19 protein-coding genes are annotated in these 19688 nt (G+C 39.6%); 3 read left to right on the forward strand and 16 right to left on the reverse strand.

The annotated features are described in order from the left end of the window. Positions 1-187: 187 nt before the first annotated feature. The 13 genes from LBC_RS06845 to LBC_RS06905 all read right to left on the reverse strand — a co-directional run bounded on the left by LBC_RS06845 (position 188) and on the right by LBC_RS06905 (position 12716). A complete protein-coding gene (locus LBC_RS06845; RefSeq protein ID WP_221253701.1) occupies positions 188-673 on the reverse strand; it encodes a hypothetical protein in 486 nt (161 codons plus the stop codon). 328 nt (positions 674-1001) lie between these two features. Next, positions 1002-2183, reverse strand: a complete 1182-nt coding sequence (locus LBC_RS06850) for a tetrahydrodipicolinate N-succinyltransferase N-terminal domain-containing protein (RefSeq protein WP_221253702.1) — start codon at positions 2181-2183, stop codon at positions 1002-1004. Between the two features lie 266 nt (positions 2184-2449). Further along, on the reverse strand, positions 2450-3004 hold the full coding sequence (locus tag LBC_RS06855; RefSeq protein ID WP_221253703.1) for a cytochrome c: 555 nt from the start codon (positions 3002-3004) through the stop codon (positions 2450-2452). A gap of 71 nt (positions 3005-3075) precedes the next feature. After that, complete coding sequence (locus LBC_RS06860) at positions 3076-4278, reverse strand: major outer membrane protein (RefSeq protein ID WP_221253704.1); 1203 nt, start codon at positions 4276-4278, stop codon at positions 3076-3078. 164 nt (positions 4279-4442) lie between these two features. Next, positions 4443-4874 (reverse strand): ribosome maturation factor RimP, encoded by a 432-nt coding sequence (locus tag LBC_RS06865; RefSeq protein ID WP_221253705.1) that lies wholly within the window; start codon positions 4872-4874, stop codon positions 4443-4445. Further along, a complete protein-coding gene (gene rbfA / locus LBC_RS06870; protein WP_221253706.1) occupies positions 4871-5239 on the reverse strand; it encodes a 30S ribosome-binding factor RbfA in 369 nt (122 codons plus the stop codon). The genes LBC_RS06865 and rbfA overlap by 4 nt, the downstream gene beginning before the upstream one ends. Continuing rightward, on the reverse strand, positions 5236-7833 hold the full coding sequence (gene infB, locus LBC_RS06875) for a translation initiation factor IF-2 (RefSeq protein ID WP_221253707.1): 2598 nt from the start codon (positions 7831-7833) through the stop codon (positions 5236-5238). The genes rbfA and infB overlap by 4 nt, the downstream gene beginning before the upstream one ends. Further along, positions 7820-8068: a hypothetical protein gene (locus tag LBC_RS06880; RefSeq protein ID WP_221253708.1), complete on the reverse strand. Its 249-nt coding sequence runs from the start codon at positions 8066-8068 to the stop codon at positions 7820-7822. Before LBC_RS06880 ends, infB begins: the two co-directional genes overlap by 14 nt. Positions 8069-8093: 25 nt before the next feature. Continuing rightward, complete coding sequence (thrB, locus tag LBC_RS06885) at positions 8094-8975, reverse strand: homoserine kinase (RefSeq protein ID WP_221253709.1); 882 nt, start codon at positions 8973-8975, stop codon at positions 8094-8096. A gap of 9 nt (positions 8976-8984) precedes the next feature. Next, positions 8985-9449 (reverse strand): glycoprotease, encoded by a 465-nt coding sequence (locus tag LBC_RS06890; RefSeq protein WP_260173346.1) that lies wholly within the window; start codon positions 9447-9449, stop codon positions 8985-8987. Between the two features lie 38 nt (positions 9450-9487). Continuing rightward, positions 9488-10372 (reverse strand): UDP-3-O-acyl-N-acetylglucosamine deacetylase, encoded by an 885-nt coding sequence (gene lpxC, locus LBC_RS06895; RefSeq protein WP_221253710.1) that lies wholly within the window; start codon positions 10370-10372, stop codon positions 9488-9490. 58 nt (positions 10373-10430) lie between these two features. Further along, positions 10431-11807, reverse strand: a complete 1377-nt coding sequence (locus tag LBC_RS06900; RefSeq protein WP_221253711.1) for a M23 family metallopeptidase — start codon at positions 11805-11807, stop codon at positions 10431-10433. A 75-nt stretch (positions 11808-11882) separates the two neighbouring features. Beyond that, entirely contained in the window at positions 11883-12716 is an 834-nt protein-coding gene (locus LBC_RS06905) for a prephenate dehydrogenase (RefSeq protein WP_221253712.1), read from the reverse strand. A gap of 77 nt (positions 12717-12793) precedes the next feature. Here LBC_RS06905 and bamA point away from each other — a divergent pair, with 77 nt between their 5' ends. The 3 genes from bamA (at position 12794) to LBC_RS06920 (ending at position 17093) form a co-directional block, all read left to right on the forward strand. Then, positions 12794-15025 (forward strand): outer membrane protein assembly factor BamA, encoded by a 2232-nt coding sequence (gene bamA / locus LBC_RS06910; RefSeq protein ID WP_221253713.1) that lies wholly within the window; start codon positions 12794-12796, stop codon positions 15023-15025. A gap of 203 nt (positions 15026-15228) precedes the next feature. After that, positions 15229-15762 carry a hypothetical protein gene (locus LBC_RS06915; protein ID WP_221253714.1) on the forward strand — a complete coding sequence of 178 codons (534 nt, stop codon included), beginning with the start codon at positions 15229-15231 and terminating at the stop codon, positions 15760-15762. Beyond that, entirely contained in the window at positions 15759-17093 is a 1335-nt protein-coding gene (locus LBC_RS06920; RefSeq protein ID WP_221253715.1) for a hypothetical protein, read from the forward strand. The genes LBC_RS06915 and LBC_RS06920 overlap by 4 nt, the downstream gene beginning before the upstream one ends. Positions 17094-17141: 48 nt before the next feature. Here LBC_RS06920 and recO read toward each other — a convergent pair whose 3' ends face one another. The 3 genes from recO to LBC_RS06935 are packed head-to-tail and all read right to left on the reverse strand — an operon-like array spanning position 17142 to position 19677. Beyond that, a complete protein-coding gene (gene recO / locus LBC_RS06925; RefSeq protein ID WP_221253716.1) occupies positions 17142-17756 on the reverse strand; it encodes a recombination protein RecO in 615 nt (204 codons plus the stop codon). Next, positions 17756-18676, reverse strand: a complete 921-nt coding sequence (locus LBC_RS06930; protein WP_221253717.1) for a tRNA-dihydrouridine synthase — start codon at positions 18674-18676, stop codon at positions 17756-17758. Before LBC_RS06930 ends, recO begins: the two co-directional genes overlap by 1 nt. Continuing rightward, on the reverse strand, positions 18673-19677 hold the full coding sequence (locus tag LBC_RS06935) for a hypothetical protein (protein WP_221253718.1): 1005 nt from the start codon (positions 19675-19677) through the stop codon (positions 18673-18675). The genes LBC_RS06930 and LBC_RS06935 overlap by 4 nt, the downstream gene beginning before the upstream one ends. Positions 19678-19688 lie beyond the last annotated feature (11 nt).

Here is a 19688-nt window from a genome sequence, read left to right on the forward strand (position 1 = left end):
TGTATCATTACTTTACTTAATAAAATATTAAATAGACATTTATTATTTTAATTTATATTTGTGATAATATTTGAAGAAATTATCAACACTAAAGCGTGTTAAAAATTTTTAAATTTAAAATAAGTATAAGAATATTTTATAAATTAAAGCCGTCAGGGTTTTAAAAAGCTTAGTTAACCTAGATAAGCTAACCAAGCCTTGAAATAATCAGCTCCCTTAGCCCAGCAGAAAACCCAACCGCACTAATGATATCATCGCTGCTAATAAAAGTCGTCTCACTTGCTACGTCGCAATACTCGCTCAGAGCATTTTTATATCCGCCGCGTATGACGGCACTTTTGCCCTTTAAAAAGCCAGCCCCGCCAAATAGCAAAACACCTAAATCAAGCCCCAGCTTAACCCTAGCAGACGACGAGCTACGAAGCCAAGATAAGAATATATCATCATGTCGCAAAGATAAAGCGCCCACGCCGCTAGGCACCACTAACACATCGCAGCCATAAAGGCTCTCGGCGCTAATGCTAGGCAAGACATGAATTCCATGCTCATCCATTATATCTGGCTTAAATGCGCAAACCTGCACGCTAGCCCCCTCAAGCGAGTGAAAAAACTCGTAAGCACTAGCAAAACTAGCCAGGTTAAACCTATCATAAACAATGATGGATATTTTCATGTTGTCCCCTTTATAGATATGATTTTTACGGCACGATATTGGGAAGTATTTTTAGCTAAAAGTCGAAATATTATTATATTTTTGTGCTTTAAAAGACATAGATTAATGCAAAAATAGGCTCTATAAATTTAAACTTTATAAACTTATACACTAAAAACCAAAAAGCCAAAAAATGGCTATCGTTTTTATCACTTAATAAATTTAAAACCGCATAGACAAGAATGGGTTTAAATCCAGTCTTTTGCTTTAAAAATCCTTAAGTATAATAAATTTAGCCGCACAAAAGACGGCTAAATCAAGCACAAAATATCGCACGACTAAAAATACATTAGTGCAGATCCGAGTTTAGCTTTATCGCACGTTTGCTAAGTGCTGCGACTATCTGCCCTGTCTGGCTATTTTGGCGAAAGTGCAGTCCATTTAGCCCCGCTAGCTCAAGCCCCTTGTATAGCTCGCGGTCAAATTTAAAGCTAGGGTTGATTTTAGCTAGCGCCTCTCTGTCTTTTTCACCAATATGCACCTTTGTGCCTTCAAGCACCGCTATGCCAGCGTCTATGATGCAGTCATCGCCAAAAGGTATGCCTGTAACTGAGTTTGCGCCCAGCAAGCAGCGTTTGCCGATGCTAACTGGGTTGCCGTTTGTCCCACTTAGCACGCCCAGTATCGACGCTCCGCCGCCCACGTCGCTGCCCTCGCCCACGACGACGCTTGAGCTCACACGCCCTTCGACCATCACGCTACCAGTCGTGCCTGCGTTAAAATTCACATACGCCGCACCTGGCATTATCGTCGTCCCCCCAGCTAGCTGCGCACCCATACGCACCTTAGCCGTATCTAGGACACGGACATTATCGGCTGGGATGATGTGGCTTAGGTAGCGTGGGAATTTATCCACACTAGTGATAGCTGGATACGCTCCACGCATTTTTAGATCTATCTCATTTTCACACAGCCACTCAAGCTCGATCGGCTTGCCGTCCTTATCCCACGCCACATTTGATAGTACGCCAAAAGCTCCGTCCAGCACGAGACTTCTTAGCTCCGCCTTGCCTAGACTTAGCAGGTAAAGCTTTAAATACACGCTCTCCACGCTGGCTGGCTTTTCGTCCCTAAAGATAAACACAGCTTTAAATTTAGCCGACGGGTCGTCTTTTAGCACCTCGGCAATCTTACTTATGAGCGCGACGTTTGGGTGCTTATCTAGCTCGGCGGCAAATGGCGCAAAGCTAGCCAGTGCCGCAGCCGCAGCCGCCGCGCTAAACTCCGCGACAAACTCACTGCCGCTAAAATCCACGCTCACTCCAGCCGATTTTAGGGCTTCAAAAAGCACCGCCGCTGAAAGGTAGCTTTCGTTATAATTAACCACCGCAAAGCTAGCCGCTAGGACTTTGTCCTGGTTTTTCTGCCCCATATCCACTCTGGCTATGCCAAAGGCTATTGGGTCTTTGTAGCCTGCGCCGCTTCTAACGCTTTCAAAATGGGTTTTAAACTCGTCTACTGAATGTATCATTTTTCGTCCTTATAAAATAAATTTACAACAAAGAGTTTAGCATATTATTGTTTTAAGCGCCTTTAAAAGAGTAAAAACCGTCAGTCTGCACGACAACAAACAAATTTATTAAATGCAAGTGACAAAAAAGAAAATCAAAAATTTATAGAATAAAAATAAAATCAATATAGGGTAAAATAATATTTAGATTAAGTATTTTTTAATTAATTGCTTTTAGTTTGATGTTTAAAAAAATTTAAAAACAGAGTAAAAACTCTGCTTTTAAATTATCGAAGATAACTACCCTGCTTTAGCTCAGTAGATACCGGAGTATTTGCTCTTTTTTCATCTTTATAGGCATCTTTGCCTTTTAGATATGCTATAATGGCACCCAAATCAGCATTTGACACTTGATTTGCTTGCATAGCCATAACACTTCTCATGGAACCACCAAAATCTGGATCATTTCTATAAGCTATTATAGAATCCTCTATATCCTTAGCACTCATTTTTGATAAAGGAGTAGCTCCGCCTGGACGTTTTGTTGCGTCTGCACCATGACAAGATGCACAGGTTTTCTCATATAGCTCTTTTCCTAAAGATATGCTATAGTTTCCACGATGATTTACACCCACACTTAAAAGCCTAGTTTCTTTATATTTGCGAGGGTCTTCATCTACAAAGATCTCAATATTTTTATTTTTATCTTTAGCATAGGCTTTAGCCATGTCAGCCAATTCTTTGCCAAAATCTCCACTAGCTTTTATATAATAAACCTCAGAAGCAGCAAAAGAGACGTTTAAAAAAGCACATGCTAGAAACAAAAATTTAAAAATATTCATAAAATATCTCCTAAATTTAAAAAATCCCAAGCCATAAATACAGCTTGGGATAAAATTAAGCTAAGCTAATATTAGAATGTATATTTAGCTTCGAAGCGGATTTTCTTAGAGCTTTCTTTTCTATCGCCTTCTGGCTTAATTTTAATATAAGAATAGTATGAGCTAAATTTAAGTTTTTTGCTATATTCATAGCCTAATCTACCAACATACTCGTTATATTTTGTTTTGTTGCCATCGCGATCTTTGACTTTACCAGTTACAGCATCAACGCCTGCAAAATATTTCTCATCAAATGTATATCCAGCTGTAGCATAGAAAAAATTACCTTTACCGTTTAGTAAGGTGTAATCGTTAGCATAGTCAACTAATTGCTCGCCAACGTCTAGGAATGAGCCTTGATCTTCAAGAGAAACTACACCCATTCCATCTGCACCATTTTTAGCCTTTTTAACATTCCAACCAAAATAACCAAGATTTACTTCCGCGCCAAAGAATTCACTGCCTAATTCAACGCCATAGAAATCTGTTTTAGCAAAACCATTGTCTTTAGCTTCGCTGTGTGGAGCTGAGTGGGCATATTGAACTTTAGCGTTAAAGCCAAGATCATCACTTACTGCTACATTTCCGCTTACTTCAAGAGCAAATATTCTAGTTAGTCTAGTAGCATCAGCATACCATAGTTGGAAAGCAATTGGATCATAGCTTCCGATTGCAGCAACACCGTATAGGTTGCCATAATCAGCCATAGAGCCACCAGCTCTCATTATATCCCATAATGCGCCATCATTTTCACCATTGCCGATAGGGTTTTCTAGTGCATCAAATGCAAAAGCAGCTAGGGTTAGACCCTCTATATCACTATTTGTTACAAGGGCACCAGTACCAACTAAGTCATCAGTAACAAAAGATGAAATTTGCTGTTTACCAAGTCTAACATCAGTGTTGCCAGCCTTGTAACCTAGATAAAACTGATGAACTTTGAATGTAGAAGTTGTATCGGTTGTATCATTTACATTACCTGAGCCGTCATTAGATACATATCTAAGACCAAGAACGCCATAGAAGTTATCATCATAAGCGGCTTTAAAGTTTGTAATCATTTTAAATTGATGATTTCCACCGTGATTATCTGTTTTTTTAAGATTTGTATAACGATAGCGAGCGAAACCTGAAAGATCTACGTTCTTAATAGCTTCCTCAAGTGGGGTAGCCGAAGCTGCTGAAACAGCACCAAGTGCAATCAAAGTAGCAAGTGAAAGTTTTGCTAATTTCATAATAAAACTCCTTTTAAGAATTAAAACAGGCGAATTGTAACATACAAATTTGAAAGTTTTGCTAAATTTTTACTTAATTTTATTAAAATTGTTACCGAATGTTTACCAAAAAACAGAATATTTGTGTATCTTTATTAATTAAAGTGGGTAATATAAAGTGGAGACTACCACTCTATATATGTTTTGGCCTTTTTGATTTTATCATATGGTATAACCAGGCTTAAATCATCATTACCAACTGTAATCTCGCCATCATTAGCAGCCACCAATGTGCCTTTTATGCCATCATTTTCGCCATTTTCATTAATAAATTTAACGCTAACTAGCTCGCCTATGCTCTGCTTAAAATGCCTAGCGTCCTTTAATGCTCTTTCAAGCCCTGGAGAGCTAACTTCAAGCACATAATCCCCTAAAACAGGTGGCTCTACATCATAAATAGGAGAGAGCAGACGGCTTACATTTTCGCAATCATCTAGGCTAACTCCGCCATCTTTTACTATATAAATTCTATATATCGTACGAGAGTTTTCATTTACTGTTTCGGCATCATATAACCCTACCCCACACTGCGCCAAAAGCTCGGATAAATTTGTCATTTTTGCCCTTTGTTTATTTCTGCTGCTGCTTTACTAAATAGACTATTCATATGATTTTGATACTCCAGCCTATCGTCAAATTTAAAGTGAAAATTAGGACATCTATACCAGCCCTCAGCCGCCATACAGTGGTTTTGCAAATGCCTATTTACGCGGCTTAAATGAGAGATGATATAAGCCTGTTCTCTCTCATCAAAAGCCATTTTGTCAAGGTAAACAAAAGCGTCATAGCGTCCGCGTTTACACTCCACGTCAGTTACACAAAGCCCTCGCAAAAGCTCATCATCAAGGCTTGAAAGAGCCTCGCTAATAAGCTCTTTTAGTACGCTTTGAGTGCGTAGCCTTTTTATTTCGGCTGCATTCATAGCTGTACTTGCTCCGCCACTTCTTTGTAGCTTTCAATGTAGTCATTTTCGCGTATGTCATTATAGCCTTCAATACCCACGCCGCACTCGTAGCCCTTTGCCACCTCTCTGACGTCATCTTTAAAGCGCTTTAAGCTGCTGACGCTACCCTCATAAACGACCACGCCCTCGCGTATAAGACGAATTTTTGCGCCACGGCTTATTACGCCCTCAGTTACCAAACAGCCAGCTATTGCACCCACTTTTGGTACGTTTATGACCTGCCTTACCTGTGCTTGACCGAGCTGTTCCTCTCTGATTACTGGCGACATTAGCCCACTTAGGAGAGATTTTATGTCGTCTATTAGATTATATATTACATTATATGTTTTTATCTGCACGCCCTCAGCTTTGGCTTTTTCTTTTATCTCACCTGTTGGGCGGATATTAAAGCCCAGTATCACGCAATTTTCACTAGCTGTAGCAAGGCTAACGTCGCTTTGAGTTATGCCACCCACGCCAGAGTGTATAATATTTACCTTTATCTCGTCATTAGAAAGCTTTTCAAGACTGGCCTTTATAGCCTCTAATGAGCCACCCACATCGGCTTTTACGATGACTGGCAGGCTCTTTAGTTCGCCCTCGGCTATTTTTGCGCTTAGTTCATCTATGGTAACTTTTGTACTTTTGCTAAGCTCTTTTTGGCGTAGGTACTCTGCTCGCTTTTGAGCGTATTCACGAGCTTCTTTATCACTTTTTACGCCTATTAGGGTTTCGCCAGATTCTGCTACTTCGCTTAACCCCACTACTACCCCGCACTCGCCTGGGCGGATATGTTTTAGAGCCCTGCCTTGATCATCAAGCAGACTTCTAACCTTACCATATGCTACCCCAGCTACGACTACATCACCCACTCTTAATGTGCCATTTTGCACTACCACGGTAGAGACTGCACCCCTGCCTTTTTGCAGGCTACTTTCTACGATTGTGGATTTTGGGCTGGCATTTGGATTGGCCTTTAGCTCTAAAATATCAGCCTGAAGCAAAACAATCTCAAGTAAATCATCTATGCCCTGCCCTGTTTTAGCTGATATTTCAACAAATTCATGCTGTCCACCCCATTCAGTAGGCATCACGTCAAGCTCGGCTAGTCCAGTTTTTACCAAATCTGGATTTGCCCCTGCTTTATCCATTTTATTTATAGCCACTATTATAGGCACACCAGCGGCTTTTGCATGGCTTATCGCTTCTTTTGTTTGAGGCTTTACGCCATCATCAGCGGCTACGACTATAATAACTATATCAGTTATGCCAGCTCCACGCGCCCTCATAGCAGAAAACGCCTCGTGTCCTGGGGTATCAATAAATGTGATGGTTTTGCCGTTTTTTTCAACCATATACGCACCCACGTGCTGAGTGATACCGCCAGCCTCGCCAGCTGCTACACGAGAGTTTCTGATGTAATCAAGCAAGCTTGTTTTGCCATGGTCAACATGCCCCATAATAGTAATCACAGGCGCACGTGGTTCAAGCGCACTACTATCATCAGCACTCTCCTCCTCGTATGCCGAAACGTAATCAAACTCTTTATGAGTGTCGATAATTTCGACTTCTACATTAAACTCGTCTGCTAAAATCTCAATAGCATCCTCGTCCAAAAAGTCATTTTTAGTAGTCATCATTCCGAGCATAAATAGCTTGCCTATGATCTCGCTTGGCTGCTTGTTAAGCTTTTCGGCAAATTCATAAACTCGTATCTCTTTTGGTATGCTTATCTGACTTATCGCCTCGCTATTTTCCTTACGCTCTGGCTTTTTATGCTTTTTACGAGCGCGCCTATGAATGCCGCCTTCAATGAATGAATTTATAGAGTTGTTTACGGCCTGTTTTAGTATGTTTTGCTGCTTTGTTTTTTGCGGAGTAGCTGGAGCGCTTTGCTTAAAGCTAAAATCAGGAAGCATGACAACATCTTCATCATCTATGACTATATCAGCAAAATCGCTCCCACCCATAAAATCCATCTTTGTAGCACTATCTTTTTTGCTCTGTGGTGCTACTGGCTTTTTATCTTTTTTCTTTTTCTTTGCTAAGCTTGTCTCATCGCTACTGCTTGCAAAAATATCACTAAAGCTAACCGCGGCTTGAGAGCTTGCACGGGGTACTGGCTTTTGCTCGCTCGCTTCCTTTGCCTCGTCTTTTTTCTTTTTAACTATGACAAGTCCTCTGCGTTTTGGCAACGCATCAGTAGCACCAGGTGTAGGTTCTGAGCTAACAGATGGCTTTACGCTATCATTTAAATTTGACTTAGCACTTTCACTATGAGGCGCTTTTTCCTTATCACTTTTTACTTTTGTATCATCTTTATCTGCTATTTTATCTTCAGCTTGTTTTTGCTCTTTTTTGGAAACTTTTTTTGCTTTTGCCTCGCTGTTTTTGCGGTACTTTTCAGGCATGACGCCACTTTGTACATATTCATATATGGCAGCAGCCTCTTCGTCGCTTACGCCATTTGAGTGGGTCTTTACCTTAAGCCCTAATTCTTGAGCTTTTAATACTATCTCTTTGCTCGGATAGCCAAGCTCATTTGCAATCTCTGAAATCCTAACACTTGCCATATAAGAGTCTCTCCTTTAAATTTGGCTCGTCAATGCCACCCTTTGTATACCGCATAAGTATCTTTTTTAGGGCTTTTTCGTCCTTTTTTAAGCACTCATCACATATATAAAAGCTCCGCCCTACTCCAGCACCAAGCTCCAAACGTCCGCTTATAAAGCGATAACGAGAAAGTAGGCGTTGGGGAGATTTTATCCTACACGATATACACATTCTTGTGGGGTTTGATTTTGGCATTATGATACTCTTTTTTTTCTTTGCTTTAGCTTTCTAGAATAAAGCCGTCATTATCAAATTCAAATATTTCAACGCGAAAATGGCTAAATTTATCACTTAAAACGCCATGTAACCTAGCGGCATCATCAGCATAAACAATATTTAAAAAGCTAGAACCACTGCCAGAAAGCGTGCTTAAAAGCGCTCCGTTTTCATACGCCACTTCTCTTATGCCAGCTAATTCTGGTAACGCGGGTATACGGTATGGCTCGTGCATAACATCCTCGCTCGCATAGCGCAGATACTCAAATCTCCCGCTGGCAAAACAGCTTGATAATAGCGCCGCATGAGATAGCGAATGCACACACTCTTTGGCAGTATAGCTCTTTGGCAGGACGCTACGAGACTGACTCGTACTCATGGGCTTATCAGGGATAACAACCACTGCTTTTATATCATTTGAAAGATCAAATTTATTAAAAATTACCCTACCATTTTTCACAATACTACAAACAAACCCTCCAAGCGTGGCTGGGGCGATATTATCAGGGTGATTTTCGTAAAATAATGCTCGATTTAGCACGCTTTGCTTATTTACCTTAAATCCAGCCACACCATAAGCAGCTGCAATAGCTGAAACAATAACCGCGGAGCTTGAACCAAGCCCTCTAGAAAAGGGGATCTGATTATCAAAAACTATGCGAAATGTATCAGTTTTACCGGTCAATTCTAGATAAATTTCATTAAAAATATTTAAAAATAGATTATTTCTTTTTAGTGCTCCACTTTGTGCGCCTTCGCCGTTTATAGATACTGATGAAAATGACGCTGGGGTTATGATTACTTCATTATAAAGGCTAAGTGCCAGCCCTAATGCGTCAAAGCCTGAGCCTAAATTTGCGCTTGTAGCAGGTATTCTTACTCTCATTTTTAATTCCTATACAGCCTGCGTAAAATACATAGGCACTGTATCGGCACTAGTTTGCAGGGTGTTTAAATTTAAAGGTAGCTTAAACTCGCTAGCCTCTATACTAGCTAGACGCACGATATACTCGCCATCGCCATCGCTAAAAATTTGTGATAAATGCTCTTTTGAGCTATCTTTATTTATATATTCTTTTATAAAGCTCATGGTCTTTGTGGCTCTCACTGAGCCACCGCCATTTAATTCAAAGCCACTAACAGCATAAAAATCGCAATTTTTAACAACGCAGTAGCTTTTAAGCGTAACATAAGAGACTTTTAGCCCCATATAACTACCTGGCCCATTTGCATAAATTATTCTATGTATATCATGCGTTTTTGACACCTGGGATAAAATGGAAATAAGTGCATCAGATGTATGTTCATTGCTGCTATGTTCAAAGACTAAATCTCCACCCTCATCATAAACACCGCACAAAAGCGGAGAAGCCAGTGCGCATACTAAAAGTGTAGCTGCTATGCGAAAACCTTTGCATAATCTCTAGCAACATCGCCACTTAAACGCTCGACAGAGTAGTTTTTACTATCAGCAAGTATGGCTTTTGTTAGCTTATGATTTAGATCATGGCTGCCTGCAAATGCGGTATAATCACCCATCATAGGCATACCAAGCAGTGCTAAATCACCTATGGCATCAAGTATTTTATGGCGGACAAATTCATTCTCAAAGCGAAGTCCGTCTGGATTTAAAATACGGTCATCATCAATAGCTACTGCATTATCAAGGCTGGCACCAAGAGCTAAGTTTTGCGCCCTTAGGGCTTGCAAATCCTTTAAAAATCCAAACGTCCTAGCGCGGGCTATCTCTTTTATGAAATTTGATTTGCTAAACTCAAATTTATGCCTTTGTTCGCCTATTAGAGGATGGTCGAATTTAATAGTATAATCAAAAGTCGGATTTAAACTAGGTGTGGCTCTTACAAATTTATTGCCACTTTGCACCTCGACGCTATCTTGTATGATTAAAACACGCTTTTTAGCCTCCAAAAGCGAAATCCCAGCCTCATCAAGCAGCATACAAAAGCTAGCAGCCGAGCCGTCCATTACTGGGATTTCGTTTGCGTCTAGGCTTATTAGGATATTGTCTATACCATAGCTATTTATCGCACTTAAAAGATGCTCTATAGTGCTTACCCAGCCCTTTTGATTTCCCACAACTGTTGCCATTTGTGTATTTATCACATTCTCAGGCAGAGCCTTAAAGCTCGTGTTTAAATCAAGTCTTCTAAAAACTATACCCATATCAGCATCAAGCGGCTCTAAAACCAAGCGTATAGGCTCTCCCTTATGCAACCCTATACCTACTATCTCTACTTTTTGCTTGATTGTTGTTTGTCTCACATTTTTTCCTTTATAAAACTAGCACAGATGATAACATATTTGAGCTTTAATTTCAAATTTACTGCTCGCTAATCGCCTTTTTTCCAGCATTAAGCACGCCAGTTATATTATCATTTATCCATTTTTTATCCATCCACTCCTGTGGCAATACCTCCACGCCTTGTATCAGTATGCCAAAATGCAGGTGATCTCCTAGCGCAAGCCCCGAAGTACCAGTGCTTGCTATGCGCTCTCCTGCACTTACTTCATCGCCCTGTGCAACTGCAAGTGATGAACAGTGTGCATAAAGCGAATATATCCCATATCCATGATCTATTAATAAATTCAGTCCATAAATTCCATTCTCAGACGCAAAAACCACCCTGCCAGGATTACTAGCTATGATAGGTGCAGCCGCCACGCTAGCGAGATCCAGCCCCATATGCCAGCTCTCACTAACGACTTTTTTATCATCGCCATAAGTATAAAATCTATGATCGGCAAAATCAGCTACTTTTTTGCCGTTTTTAAGCGGATAAAAAGGCGAAATATTAAAGCTGGAAATGACGCCATCATCAACCGCTGTCGTAAGCGAGTGTATCTTTTGCTCATTTTCCCCACGAAGAGTTTCATTGACAAATTTCATCTTTGCAAGCCTATCCATACTATCGGCATCCTTTGCGTATCTAGCCGTTAAATCAGCAATCTTGCCGTCTATAAAATTATCCTTAAGCGATATGTAGGACGTGCGATATTTCTTATCTCCGTGATAATATCGGATATGCTCTTTTGCCTCATTTCCAGCAAAATCTTTAGCGATTATGTCAGCACTAAAATCGGGCGATGCTGCAGCCCAGGGTATGATGGCTGCGTAAAAGCCCTCTTTTATAAATTTAAACGGCATAAAGTTTTGACTCGCCCCTTTTACACGGATATAAAGCTCTTTTAATGCGTTATCGCTTGCCCTAAAAACCACCGCAGCTGCACCGCCACGCGAGATAGAGTATGAGTTTGAAATGATATAAATTTCAGGGCGAGTGGTGTCGACTGTAACCTTAACCTGCTTTGTCGTTACATTTCCGCTAAAAAAGTTCCATTTACTCTTATCGACGGCTTCAATATTCATCGTATAAGACGCTTTTTTATTTGCAAAAAATGCACTCTTTGGCACGGTAAGCTCTAGGTGTTTTTGGCCATCTTTACCATCAAAAGCTTCGCTAAATATCGCCATCTCATTAGCGCCATCACTTAGGCTTACTCGGATAAATTTAATCCCCGTATCATCTGAAATATCAACATTTATAGGAGATTTTAAATTCCAATAAACCTCATCTGCTATATCGATTTTGGGCGGATTTTTCTCAAATTCCTCTGAGCTAAATATAAAGCCAACCGCACCCAAAATCAGCGCTAAAAATAGTATAACGACAAAAAAGCTGCTATTTTTCCTTCTCATAGTCCCACACTCTTAAATTAAGTTTAAATGGCGTGATTTTACAAAAAAACGGTTTAAATTTATTTGAATTTTATGCTATAAAATCTCCCTTATCTTTCTGGCTTTGCGCATAAATTCTCCCACGCCCTGCCAGTCTTTGCTAGCCACTAAGCCCTTAAGCCTAGCAAGCTCATCGCTAAACATATCTATAGCGCTTATTAACTCGTCCTCATTTTGCTTAAAAATATCACTCCACATCACAGGAGAGCTTTTAGCTACACGTATCATACCACTAAATGTAGGTCCGCCAAGTGCGACTATGTGCCGCCTCTCTTCTTGCTGAAGTACGCCGCTAGCTAGACTAAATGATATGGCGTGTGGTAGGTGCGAGATGATAGCGGTGTGATGATCATGTTCAGCTGCTGACATAAAGACTATTTTCATGCCGATATGAGAAAATAGCTCCACAGCCCTCATAGCATGCCTATCAGTGGTAAGCTCTGGGTCGCAAAATATCACGGTAGCACCATCATATAGCGAGCTAAAGGCAGCCTTTGGCCCTGAATACTCAGTACCAGCCATGGGGTGTGCTGCGACGAAATTACCCCTAATGCTATCTGGGACTGCGTCTAAAATAGCGCGCTTTGTGCTGCCAAAATCGATGATAGTTAAATTTGAGGGAGCATCAAAAAGATCGTTTTTAAGCGTGGCAATAATAGCTTCAACAGGGATTGCTAAAACAACTATATCGCAGTTTTGCTTCATAGTGGAAATATCAGCTATCTCATGCACCAGCCCAAGCTCCAAAGCCTCGTTTTTGTGAGCCTCGCTTAAATCCCAGCCGCTAACTGTACTTACTATTTTTGTCTTTTGTAGTGCAAGCCCAAGCGATCCGCCCATAAGCCCAAGCCCAACAATACCCACCTTCATTTAACGCTCCTGTTTATATTAAATTAAATCTAAATTTGATATTATACGACTGTTATACTCATTTTTAGGTTAAATTTATGAAAAAATCACTTTTCTTACTATCAATAACTACGGCTATGCTAAGCGCTCAGCCGATTAAGAGCATTAAATTTGAAGGGCTTTTGCACCTATCTCCTGAGGTCGCACGAGAGATAAGCGGACTAAATATAGGAGATGAGCTAACAGCCCAAAATAGCAATAAAGCCATTAAAAACCTATTTAAGCAGAACTATTTTAAAGATATTAGCATCCAAGACGACGGCGCAGGAAACGTAACAATAATCGTAAAAGAAAAGCCAAGCATCGCCAGAGTACAGCTAAAAGGCGTCGTAACAAATGATGAAAAAGCAATAAAAGAGCTAATCGACATAAAGCCGGGAAATATGTACGATGAGCTAGCTATTGAACGCACGATAGACAAAGTACGCAAATTCTACGAGGCAAAGGGCTACTTTGACACCGTCGTGGACGTAGAAAAAACAGAACTTGCTGATAGCCCTAGCATATACCTGACGCTAAACATAAATAGGGGCGAAAATCTAATAATCCAAAATGTAAATTTAATCGGAGCAAAGCGCTTTAGCTATAGTGATGTTGAGCCAGTCATAGCAAATAAAAGCGTAGAATTTGCAGGCTGGATGTGGGGTAGAAATGACGGTAAGACAAAGCTTTTTGAGCTACCGCAAGACCCAGATAGAATAAAGCAACTCTACTTAGAAAAAGGCTATTTAGACGCCACTGTATCAGCGCCGTATCTAAATGCGTACTTTGATAGCTATACAGCAAATTTAAGCTATTATATAACTGAGGGCGAGCCGTATAAAATCTCAAGCATAAGCATAAGCGCGCCTGAGTTTTTAGAGCTAAATACGGAAAGCTTAATAAAAAATATGCGCTTAAGCGATGGAGACACGATAAACGGACAAAAGGTTAGAAAGGATATGGACGACTTAGAAGAAGCCGTGGCAAACAGGGGCTACGCATACGTCCAAGTAACCCCAGAAACCGATAAAGATACAGATAATCACACAGTAGGCATAAACTACGTAATAAACCCTGGCGAGCAAGTATATATAAGAAACGTTACCATATCAGGAAATGACCGCACAGCTGATCGTATCATACGCCGAGAAATGTACCTAACCGAGGGTGAGCTATATAATAGAACCGACCTAAAAGACTCAGAAGACGCACTAAAGCGTACGAGCTATTTTGATGATGTACAGATAAAAGAAGAGCGTATAGACGCAAACCATATGGATTTGTTAGTAACGGTAAAAGAGGCTTCAACTGGCTCTATAAGTGGAGGCATAGGCTACGGTAGCAGCGATGGATTGCTACTAAGCGCTAGCCTAGCTGATACAAACATAATGGGCTCTGGCATAAAAGGATCAATAAACGTAGACAGGAGCGACAATGAGCTATCTGGGAGTATTTCACTAACAAACCCTAGAATCTTTGACTCAGAGTACAGCCTGGGTGGAAGCATATACGCTAACAAATATGACTGGAATAATTATAATGAAAACTCACAAGGCTTTAACATAACAGTCGGCAGGCAGCTTACTAGATACCTCTCTGCGTCCATTACATACTCACTAGAAAAAAGCCGCATAAGCGGGCTTAGCGAAGCACTAAAGGCAGTAGGATACAAAGAGGGGACAAATTTAAAAAGTGCGATAACACCAGCTATTAGCTTTAATAACACAGATGATTACTACCTACCTAGACGTGGCGTTATAGCAGGAAGCGCACTTGAGTTTGCTGGGGTTGGCGGAGATGAGAAATTTATAAAATCTCGCAGCTATTTTAACTACTATCTAGGACTTAAAGACTATATAGACTACGACCTAATCTTGCGGTATAAATCAAATTTTGCCAAAATCTGGAACCGCGGCTACATACCAATAAACGAAAGGCTATATCTAGGTGGCATATCATCGGTGCGCGGATATGAGAGCAGGAGCATCTCGCAAAAGCTACAATACGGCGGCAAATGGTACGAAACTGGGGGAGAGATTTCGTTTAATAATAGCTTTGAGCTAAGCTTTCCGATGATAGACCGTATCAAAATGCGTGGCGTGCTATTTTATGATTATGGCATGATAGGAAACAGCAGTCTAAACGAAATAAAACGCTCCTCAACTGGCGTGGGAGTGGAGTGGGTAACACCAATAGGTCCGCTTCAGCTAATCTTTGCCAAAGCGCTAAATCCATCTAGCAACGACGACACAAGCACGTTTGAGTTTAGCATCGGTAGAAGATTTTAAAGCGCAAAAATGCGCTTTAAAAATTTATTTTTAAGTAAATACAAAGTAAAATTTCTATCTAAAGCCTTAACCAATTCAAAATAAAAATAATATCAACATATTATTTTTAAAAGATTCATAAAACAACAATAAAACTGTTAATATTTACCTTGCGTTTTTTTTTGTAAAATATTTATCTATGCATTAAATTTAAGGAGTAACATATGAGTGTAAATATAACAGCACTCGGATTGGCAAATGTGGCTGTTTTCAAGCCTATTATAGAAAGAGCTGGAAAACTTAATGAGGCAAGAGCTGAAGCTTCTACATTATTTGATACAGTGATATCTGATAAGAATGCAGAAGATGGAGAGCTATATTTATTTAGTGGCTTTATTAATTTTGATGAAGTTAAAGGTAAAACAGAAAAAGAAGCAATTAATATGTACCCAAAAGAATCAGCATTTGCCTATTCTATAGACCTTGCTTATGAAATGTTAGCAGGTCCAAATTCTAATAAAACTTCAAAAGAGCTATATGCTTTAATAGAAGAAGAAACAGGTATACATATAACAGTGCCGACGCTACCAGAATTTTATAAAGAAATAAATGTTGCAAACTTTATATATAAAACAGCTACAGGAGAGCTTCCTAATAAAGAAGTTGTAGAAGGTTATGCTAATAAATTTGGTATAAATGGTGATAGTCAATACAGTGATTTTATTGAAAGTGATAACTTGGATAGAATTTTGAAATGATAAACTCTGCTCCTGAAGCAGGTAGTTCAACCACCACCCTCCCAGAACTACCAACACAAGAATTTACTCCATTAGATCAAACAGATGTATCAAAGTTATATGTAGGCATATTTGGTAGAGCAAGTGAAGGAAGTGGCAATAAAGGATGGATAACATTCTCATCTGCTAATAAAGCAGATATGGCAAAAGTAGCTGATACTATGTTAGAAACTGATGCAGCTAGAACATACTTTGGAAATACACTAAATGATAACTTTGAGATGATTAAGTTTTTCTATGAGAATGTATTTAATAAAACCTACTCAGATGCTTCAAAAGGTATGGAACTTGACAAAGATGGTATAGATGCTTGGGTTAATGAATTAAATAATGGAAAAAGCAAAGGTCATGTAATATCTGAGATATTAAAGACTGCTAGTTTGCCAGAACTAGCTCATCTAGATGCAGCTAAGTTATTTAATAATAAAGTGGTCCTTTCAAATAAAATAGCTGATAGTGTTGAAAGTGCTGATGTAAATAACCTTACTCCATTTGTAAATATTCTAAAGAGTGTACAGCCAGATACAAATGCAAGTGATATAAGTCAATTAATTAGTAATATGGGGTTAGTAGAAATAGTCAATGATAACACAGCTGATAAATATACTATAGATAGTGATGGCATAATGGTAATAGACAAAGATGCTACTGGTATTATAGATATTGACTTTATACCTAAGGGGATAAGGGTTGAAGATTTTCAACTTGATAAAAACGGCTATTCAAATGGTGCAGCATCCGTACCATCGTTTTTATTAAAATATGTAGAAGAGTTACCTGACGGAAGCTCATATAAAGAAGCTGAAGATATGTTAATAAATATAATCAAGCCAAAAAAGGATGGAGCATATTTTAGTACTGACGAATATGAACTTAAATCAGAACTTGATTTTAATAATAGCGCAATAGGAGAATACTGGATGTTGAGCAATATTCCATATAATCCTTTAAATCAAGTTAAAAAACTTATTCAAGAAGTAAATATCGAAAACAAAACTGTACCTTTTCCAGCTATAGTTGCAGCAAACGTAATTTATATAGAAAAAGATGGGTTAATTGATAATAGAGGAGTAGGCTTTACAGATGGTGATATAGCAATTAAACTTGGCCACGGAATAGTTTTAAATCCAAACACTGCTGGTACTTTGATAGATAAATCCAATATTATTAATTATGTTTCAACTAGCGATTATATTTCAAATCAACAATATCTTGAAACAAAAGTGAAAGATAATGTAATACAACTAGATAACCTAAAGTATCTAGATGAATTAAATCCTATTCACCCATAAGTTTAATACACTCAAAGGTTAAGGTAAAAAACTCAAAGCCTTTGAGAGTTAAATCCCCAGCATTAGAATTTGATAGAGCCTATTTATACTATCATCATCAAAATGGGCGCTTGAGTGGGTCTCGTAAAGCTTTAAAAGAGCGGTCTTATCAAAGCCAGCAGAGCTTAAACAGTGCGTATGAGCTGGCAAAAATCCCCTAGCAAGCGCTACATCATCATCAATAGGCTCATCGCAAATAAAGCACTCACATTCGCTATGTAGCCTGCCTTCATGCTCTAAAATTCGCACGTAGCTTTCGATTAAAAGGCGCTTTGGATTTTGCCGATGAAACCTACTAGCGCAAAGATCAAGCTCGTTAAAATATATCTCATCAACCTCATCAACTCCCCGCAAATGCTCAAAAAGCAGTCTCATAAACTGCTGCCAAAGCAGGAGCCGCTCCCTATCACGCAACCAGCTAAAGCCAAGATGCAGCACGCTTCTGAGATGTGGGATAAATTTAGCATTTTCCACAAGCTCAAAATCTATCTTAAAGCCTAAAAGTACGCTAGAATGGCGTGCGCCGTAGAAACGATAGGTCTTATACAGGGCTTCTTTTGTGAGTATATGGGCTATTATATCCTCGTCTTTTACGCGATGAGAATGCAAAATAAAGCCCTGCACTAGGCAAAAAACTCCTCTATCTTAGTTCTAAAAATCGCAGCATCGTCTATGCGGTTTATCTCATCACGAAATGCGCTAGCTTCAGCCATACCCTTGCTATACTGGTGCAAGTGCTTTCTAAAAATTCCCACGCCAAAGCTTCCATACCTTTCAAGCATAGCGTCAAAATGCGCCAGTACTATTTCACGCCGCAGCTCATCGCTCACGCTTTTTCCGCCTTTTATCTCGCTAAATATCCAGGGTCTACCTATGCTCGCTCTACCTATCATAAGCCCATCGCAACCTGTAAAATCTAGCACCTCTTTGGCATTTTTATCATCTATATCGCCGTTTGCTACGACTGGGATTTTAACAGCTTGCTTTGCCCTAGCTATGGCTTCGTAGTCCACCTGCGCACTATATCCGCCAGCCCTAGTGCGCCCGTGTATGGTGATATAATCAGCCCCAGCTTCCTCGCAGGCGATGGCTATTTTATCAGGAATTTTCTCATCAAATCCAAGACGCATTTTAACGCTAGTTAGCTTTTTGTTTGAGACGCTTTTTATGGTTTTTACTATGCGTGAAAGCTGGGAGAGATCCTTTAAAAGCGCAGAGCCTGAGCATTGCTTTACCACCTTCGGCACTGGGCAGCCACAATTTAAGTCTATGCCATCTATACCATCAAGCTCGTTTAGGATTAAAACCGCTTTTTTTATATTTTCCGTATCACTGCCTGCGATTTGGACAATGTAGGGGTTTTCGTCTTTAGCTTTTTGCGCTAGGGCTAGTGATTTTTTACCCTCATAAACTAGCGCATTAGCACTTATCATCTCACTAACTGTTACATCAGCCCCAAATCGGCGCACTACAGAGCGAAGCGGTATGTCAGAAAAGCCTGCAAGTGGCGCTAGAAACAGTGGCTTTTTGCTAAAGTCTATCATTTAAAAAACAGACAGGTTGGGACTATTTTTGAGTTATCACGCAAAAATAAAAGCGCTTTAAACTCACTAAATTCATCGCTTGCACTGTTTTGCAGTATCTCTCTAGCCTCATCAATCATACTAAGCTCAAAAAGCACATAAAGATACGCACTATCAGCCTGAGTGTGTGCCGCGCGAAGCTTTGCAAAAATATTTAAATACGCGTCTGGCTCGAGACTTTGGCCGAGCATAGAGGCAAGCTTAATAAATTGTGCCTGACTAAATCTATCATCATTGATAAGCTCAAACACCTCATCTGCGCTTAAAGTGATATTTTTATCCACAAAACGCTTAATTATAGCAAGCTCATCATCTGTGCTTCTTAAATTTAGCGAGTATCTTTTAATATTTGCATAATCGCCCTCTAAAATCAGCTTTTTGTATGCAGCCTCACTCACGCACGCTGGATAGGTATCTTTATTTTTTAGCACTTCTAGGTAGTGTTCTTTTAGCTTTTCTACCTTATTTATCTCATTTTTTAAATTTAAAGGATTTTCCTTTGTTAGTCTAAAGCGTTTTAAATCGGCAACTTCTCCGCTATTTACTCGCTCTACAGTAGACGCAATCTCTAAAAGCTCGTCATCTTTTATGGCAGCTTTTAATTCGTCTTTATAAGGTGATAAATAGTCAGTTACGCTTGCAGCAAGATCAAAATTATCTGTATGAAATTTCTTGCTAAATGGGTTTGCCAAAAGTACAGATTTAGCCAAATCTTTATAAATTTGTCCATCTTTTTTAATTGCTCTTTTAAATTTATACACTAAAAAGCTATAATATACCATATGAGCTAGAGCAAAAAGTCCTAAAATTCCAACCACTATCGCAACCCAAATCGCAACAGGTAGAGTGAATGAATATCCAAGCGCCCCTACCGTAGCGTCATTAGGAAAAAGCGAGTAAACCACCAAAGCAACAGCCGCTGTATACACCACAGCGTAAATCAAAAATCGACGAGAATTCATACCTAGTCCCT

This window comes from Campylobacter sp. 19-13652, from assembly GCF_019702925.1.
Classification (GTDB): Bacteria; Campylobacterota; Campylobacteria; order Campylobacterales; family Campylobacteraceae; genus Campylobacter_A.

Bases quoted from the DNA above. Each gene is read 5' to 3' on its own strand.
- LBC_RS06915 (WP_221253714.1), top strand. From the start codon at position 15,229: ATGAGTGTAAATATAACAGCACTCGGATTGGCAAATGTGGCTGTTTTC.
- LBC_RS06845 (WP_221253701.1), bottom strand. From the start codon at position 673: ATGAAAATATCCATCATTGTTTATGATAGGTTTAACCTGGCTAGTTTT.
- LBC_RS06920 (WP_221253715.1), top strand. From the start codon at position 15,759: ATGATAAACTCTGCTCCTGAAGCAGGTAGTTCAACCACCACCCTCCCA.
- LBC_RS06860 (WP_221253704.1), bottom strand. From the start codon at position 4,278: ATGAAATTAGCAAAACTTTCACTTGCTACTTTGATTGCACTTGGTGCT.
- LBC_RS06905 (WP_221253712.1), bottom strand. From the start codon at position 12,716: ATGAAGGTGGGTATTGTTGGGCTTGGGCTTATGGGCGGATCGCTTGGG.
- LBC_RS06930 (WP_221253717.1), bottom strand. From the start codon at position 18,676: ATGATAGACTTTAGCAAAAAGCCACTGTTTCTAGCGCCACTTGCAGGC.
- LBC_RS06850 (WP_221253702.1), bottom strand. From the start codon at position 2,183: ATGATACATTCAGTAGACGAGTTTAAAACCCATTTTGAAAGCGTTAGA.
- LBC_RS06855 (WP_221253703.1), bottom strand. From the start codon at position 3,004: ATGAATATTTTTAAATTTTTGTTTCTAGCATGTGCTTTTTTAAACGTC.
- thrB (WP_221253709.1), bottom strand. From the start codon at position 8,975: ATGAGAGTAAGAATACCTGCTACAAGCGCAAATTTAGGCTCAGGCTTT.
- LBC_RS06900 (WP_221253711.1), bottom strand. From the start codon at position 11,807: ATGAGAAGGAAAAATAGCAGCTTTTTTGTCGTTATACTATTTTTAGCG.
- infB (WP_221253707.1), bottom strand. From the start codon at position 7,833: ATGGCAAGTGTTAGGATTTCAGAGATTGCAAATGAGCTTGGCTATCCG.
- rbfA (WP_221253706.1), bottom strand. From the start codon at position 5,239: ATGAATGCAGCCGAAATAAAAAGGCTACGCACTCAAAGCGTACTAAAA.
- LBC_RS06865 (WP_221253705.1), bottom strand. From the start codon at position 4,874: ATGACAAATTTATCCGAGCTTTTGGCGCAGTGTGGGGTAGGGTTATAT.
- bamA (WP_221253713.1), top strand. From the start codon at position 12,794: ATGAAAAAATCACTTTTCTTACTATCAATAACTACGGCTATGCTAAGC.
- LBC_RS06880 (WP_221253708.1), bottom strand. From the start codon at position 8,068: ATGCCAAAATCAAACCCCACAAGAATGTGTATATCGTGTAGGATAAAA.
- LBC_RS06935 (WP_221253718.1), bottom strand. From the start codon at position 19,677: ATGAATTCTCGTCGATTTTTGATTTACGCTGTGGTGTATACAGCGGCT.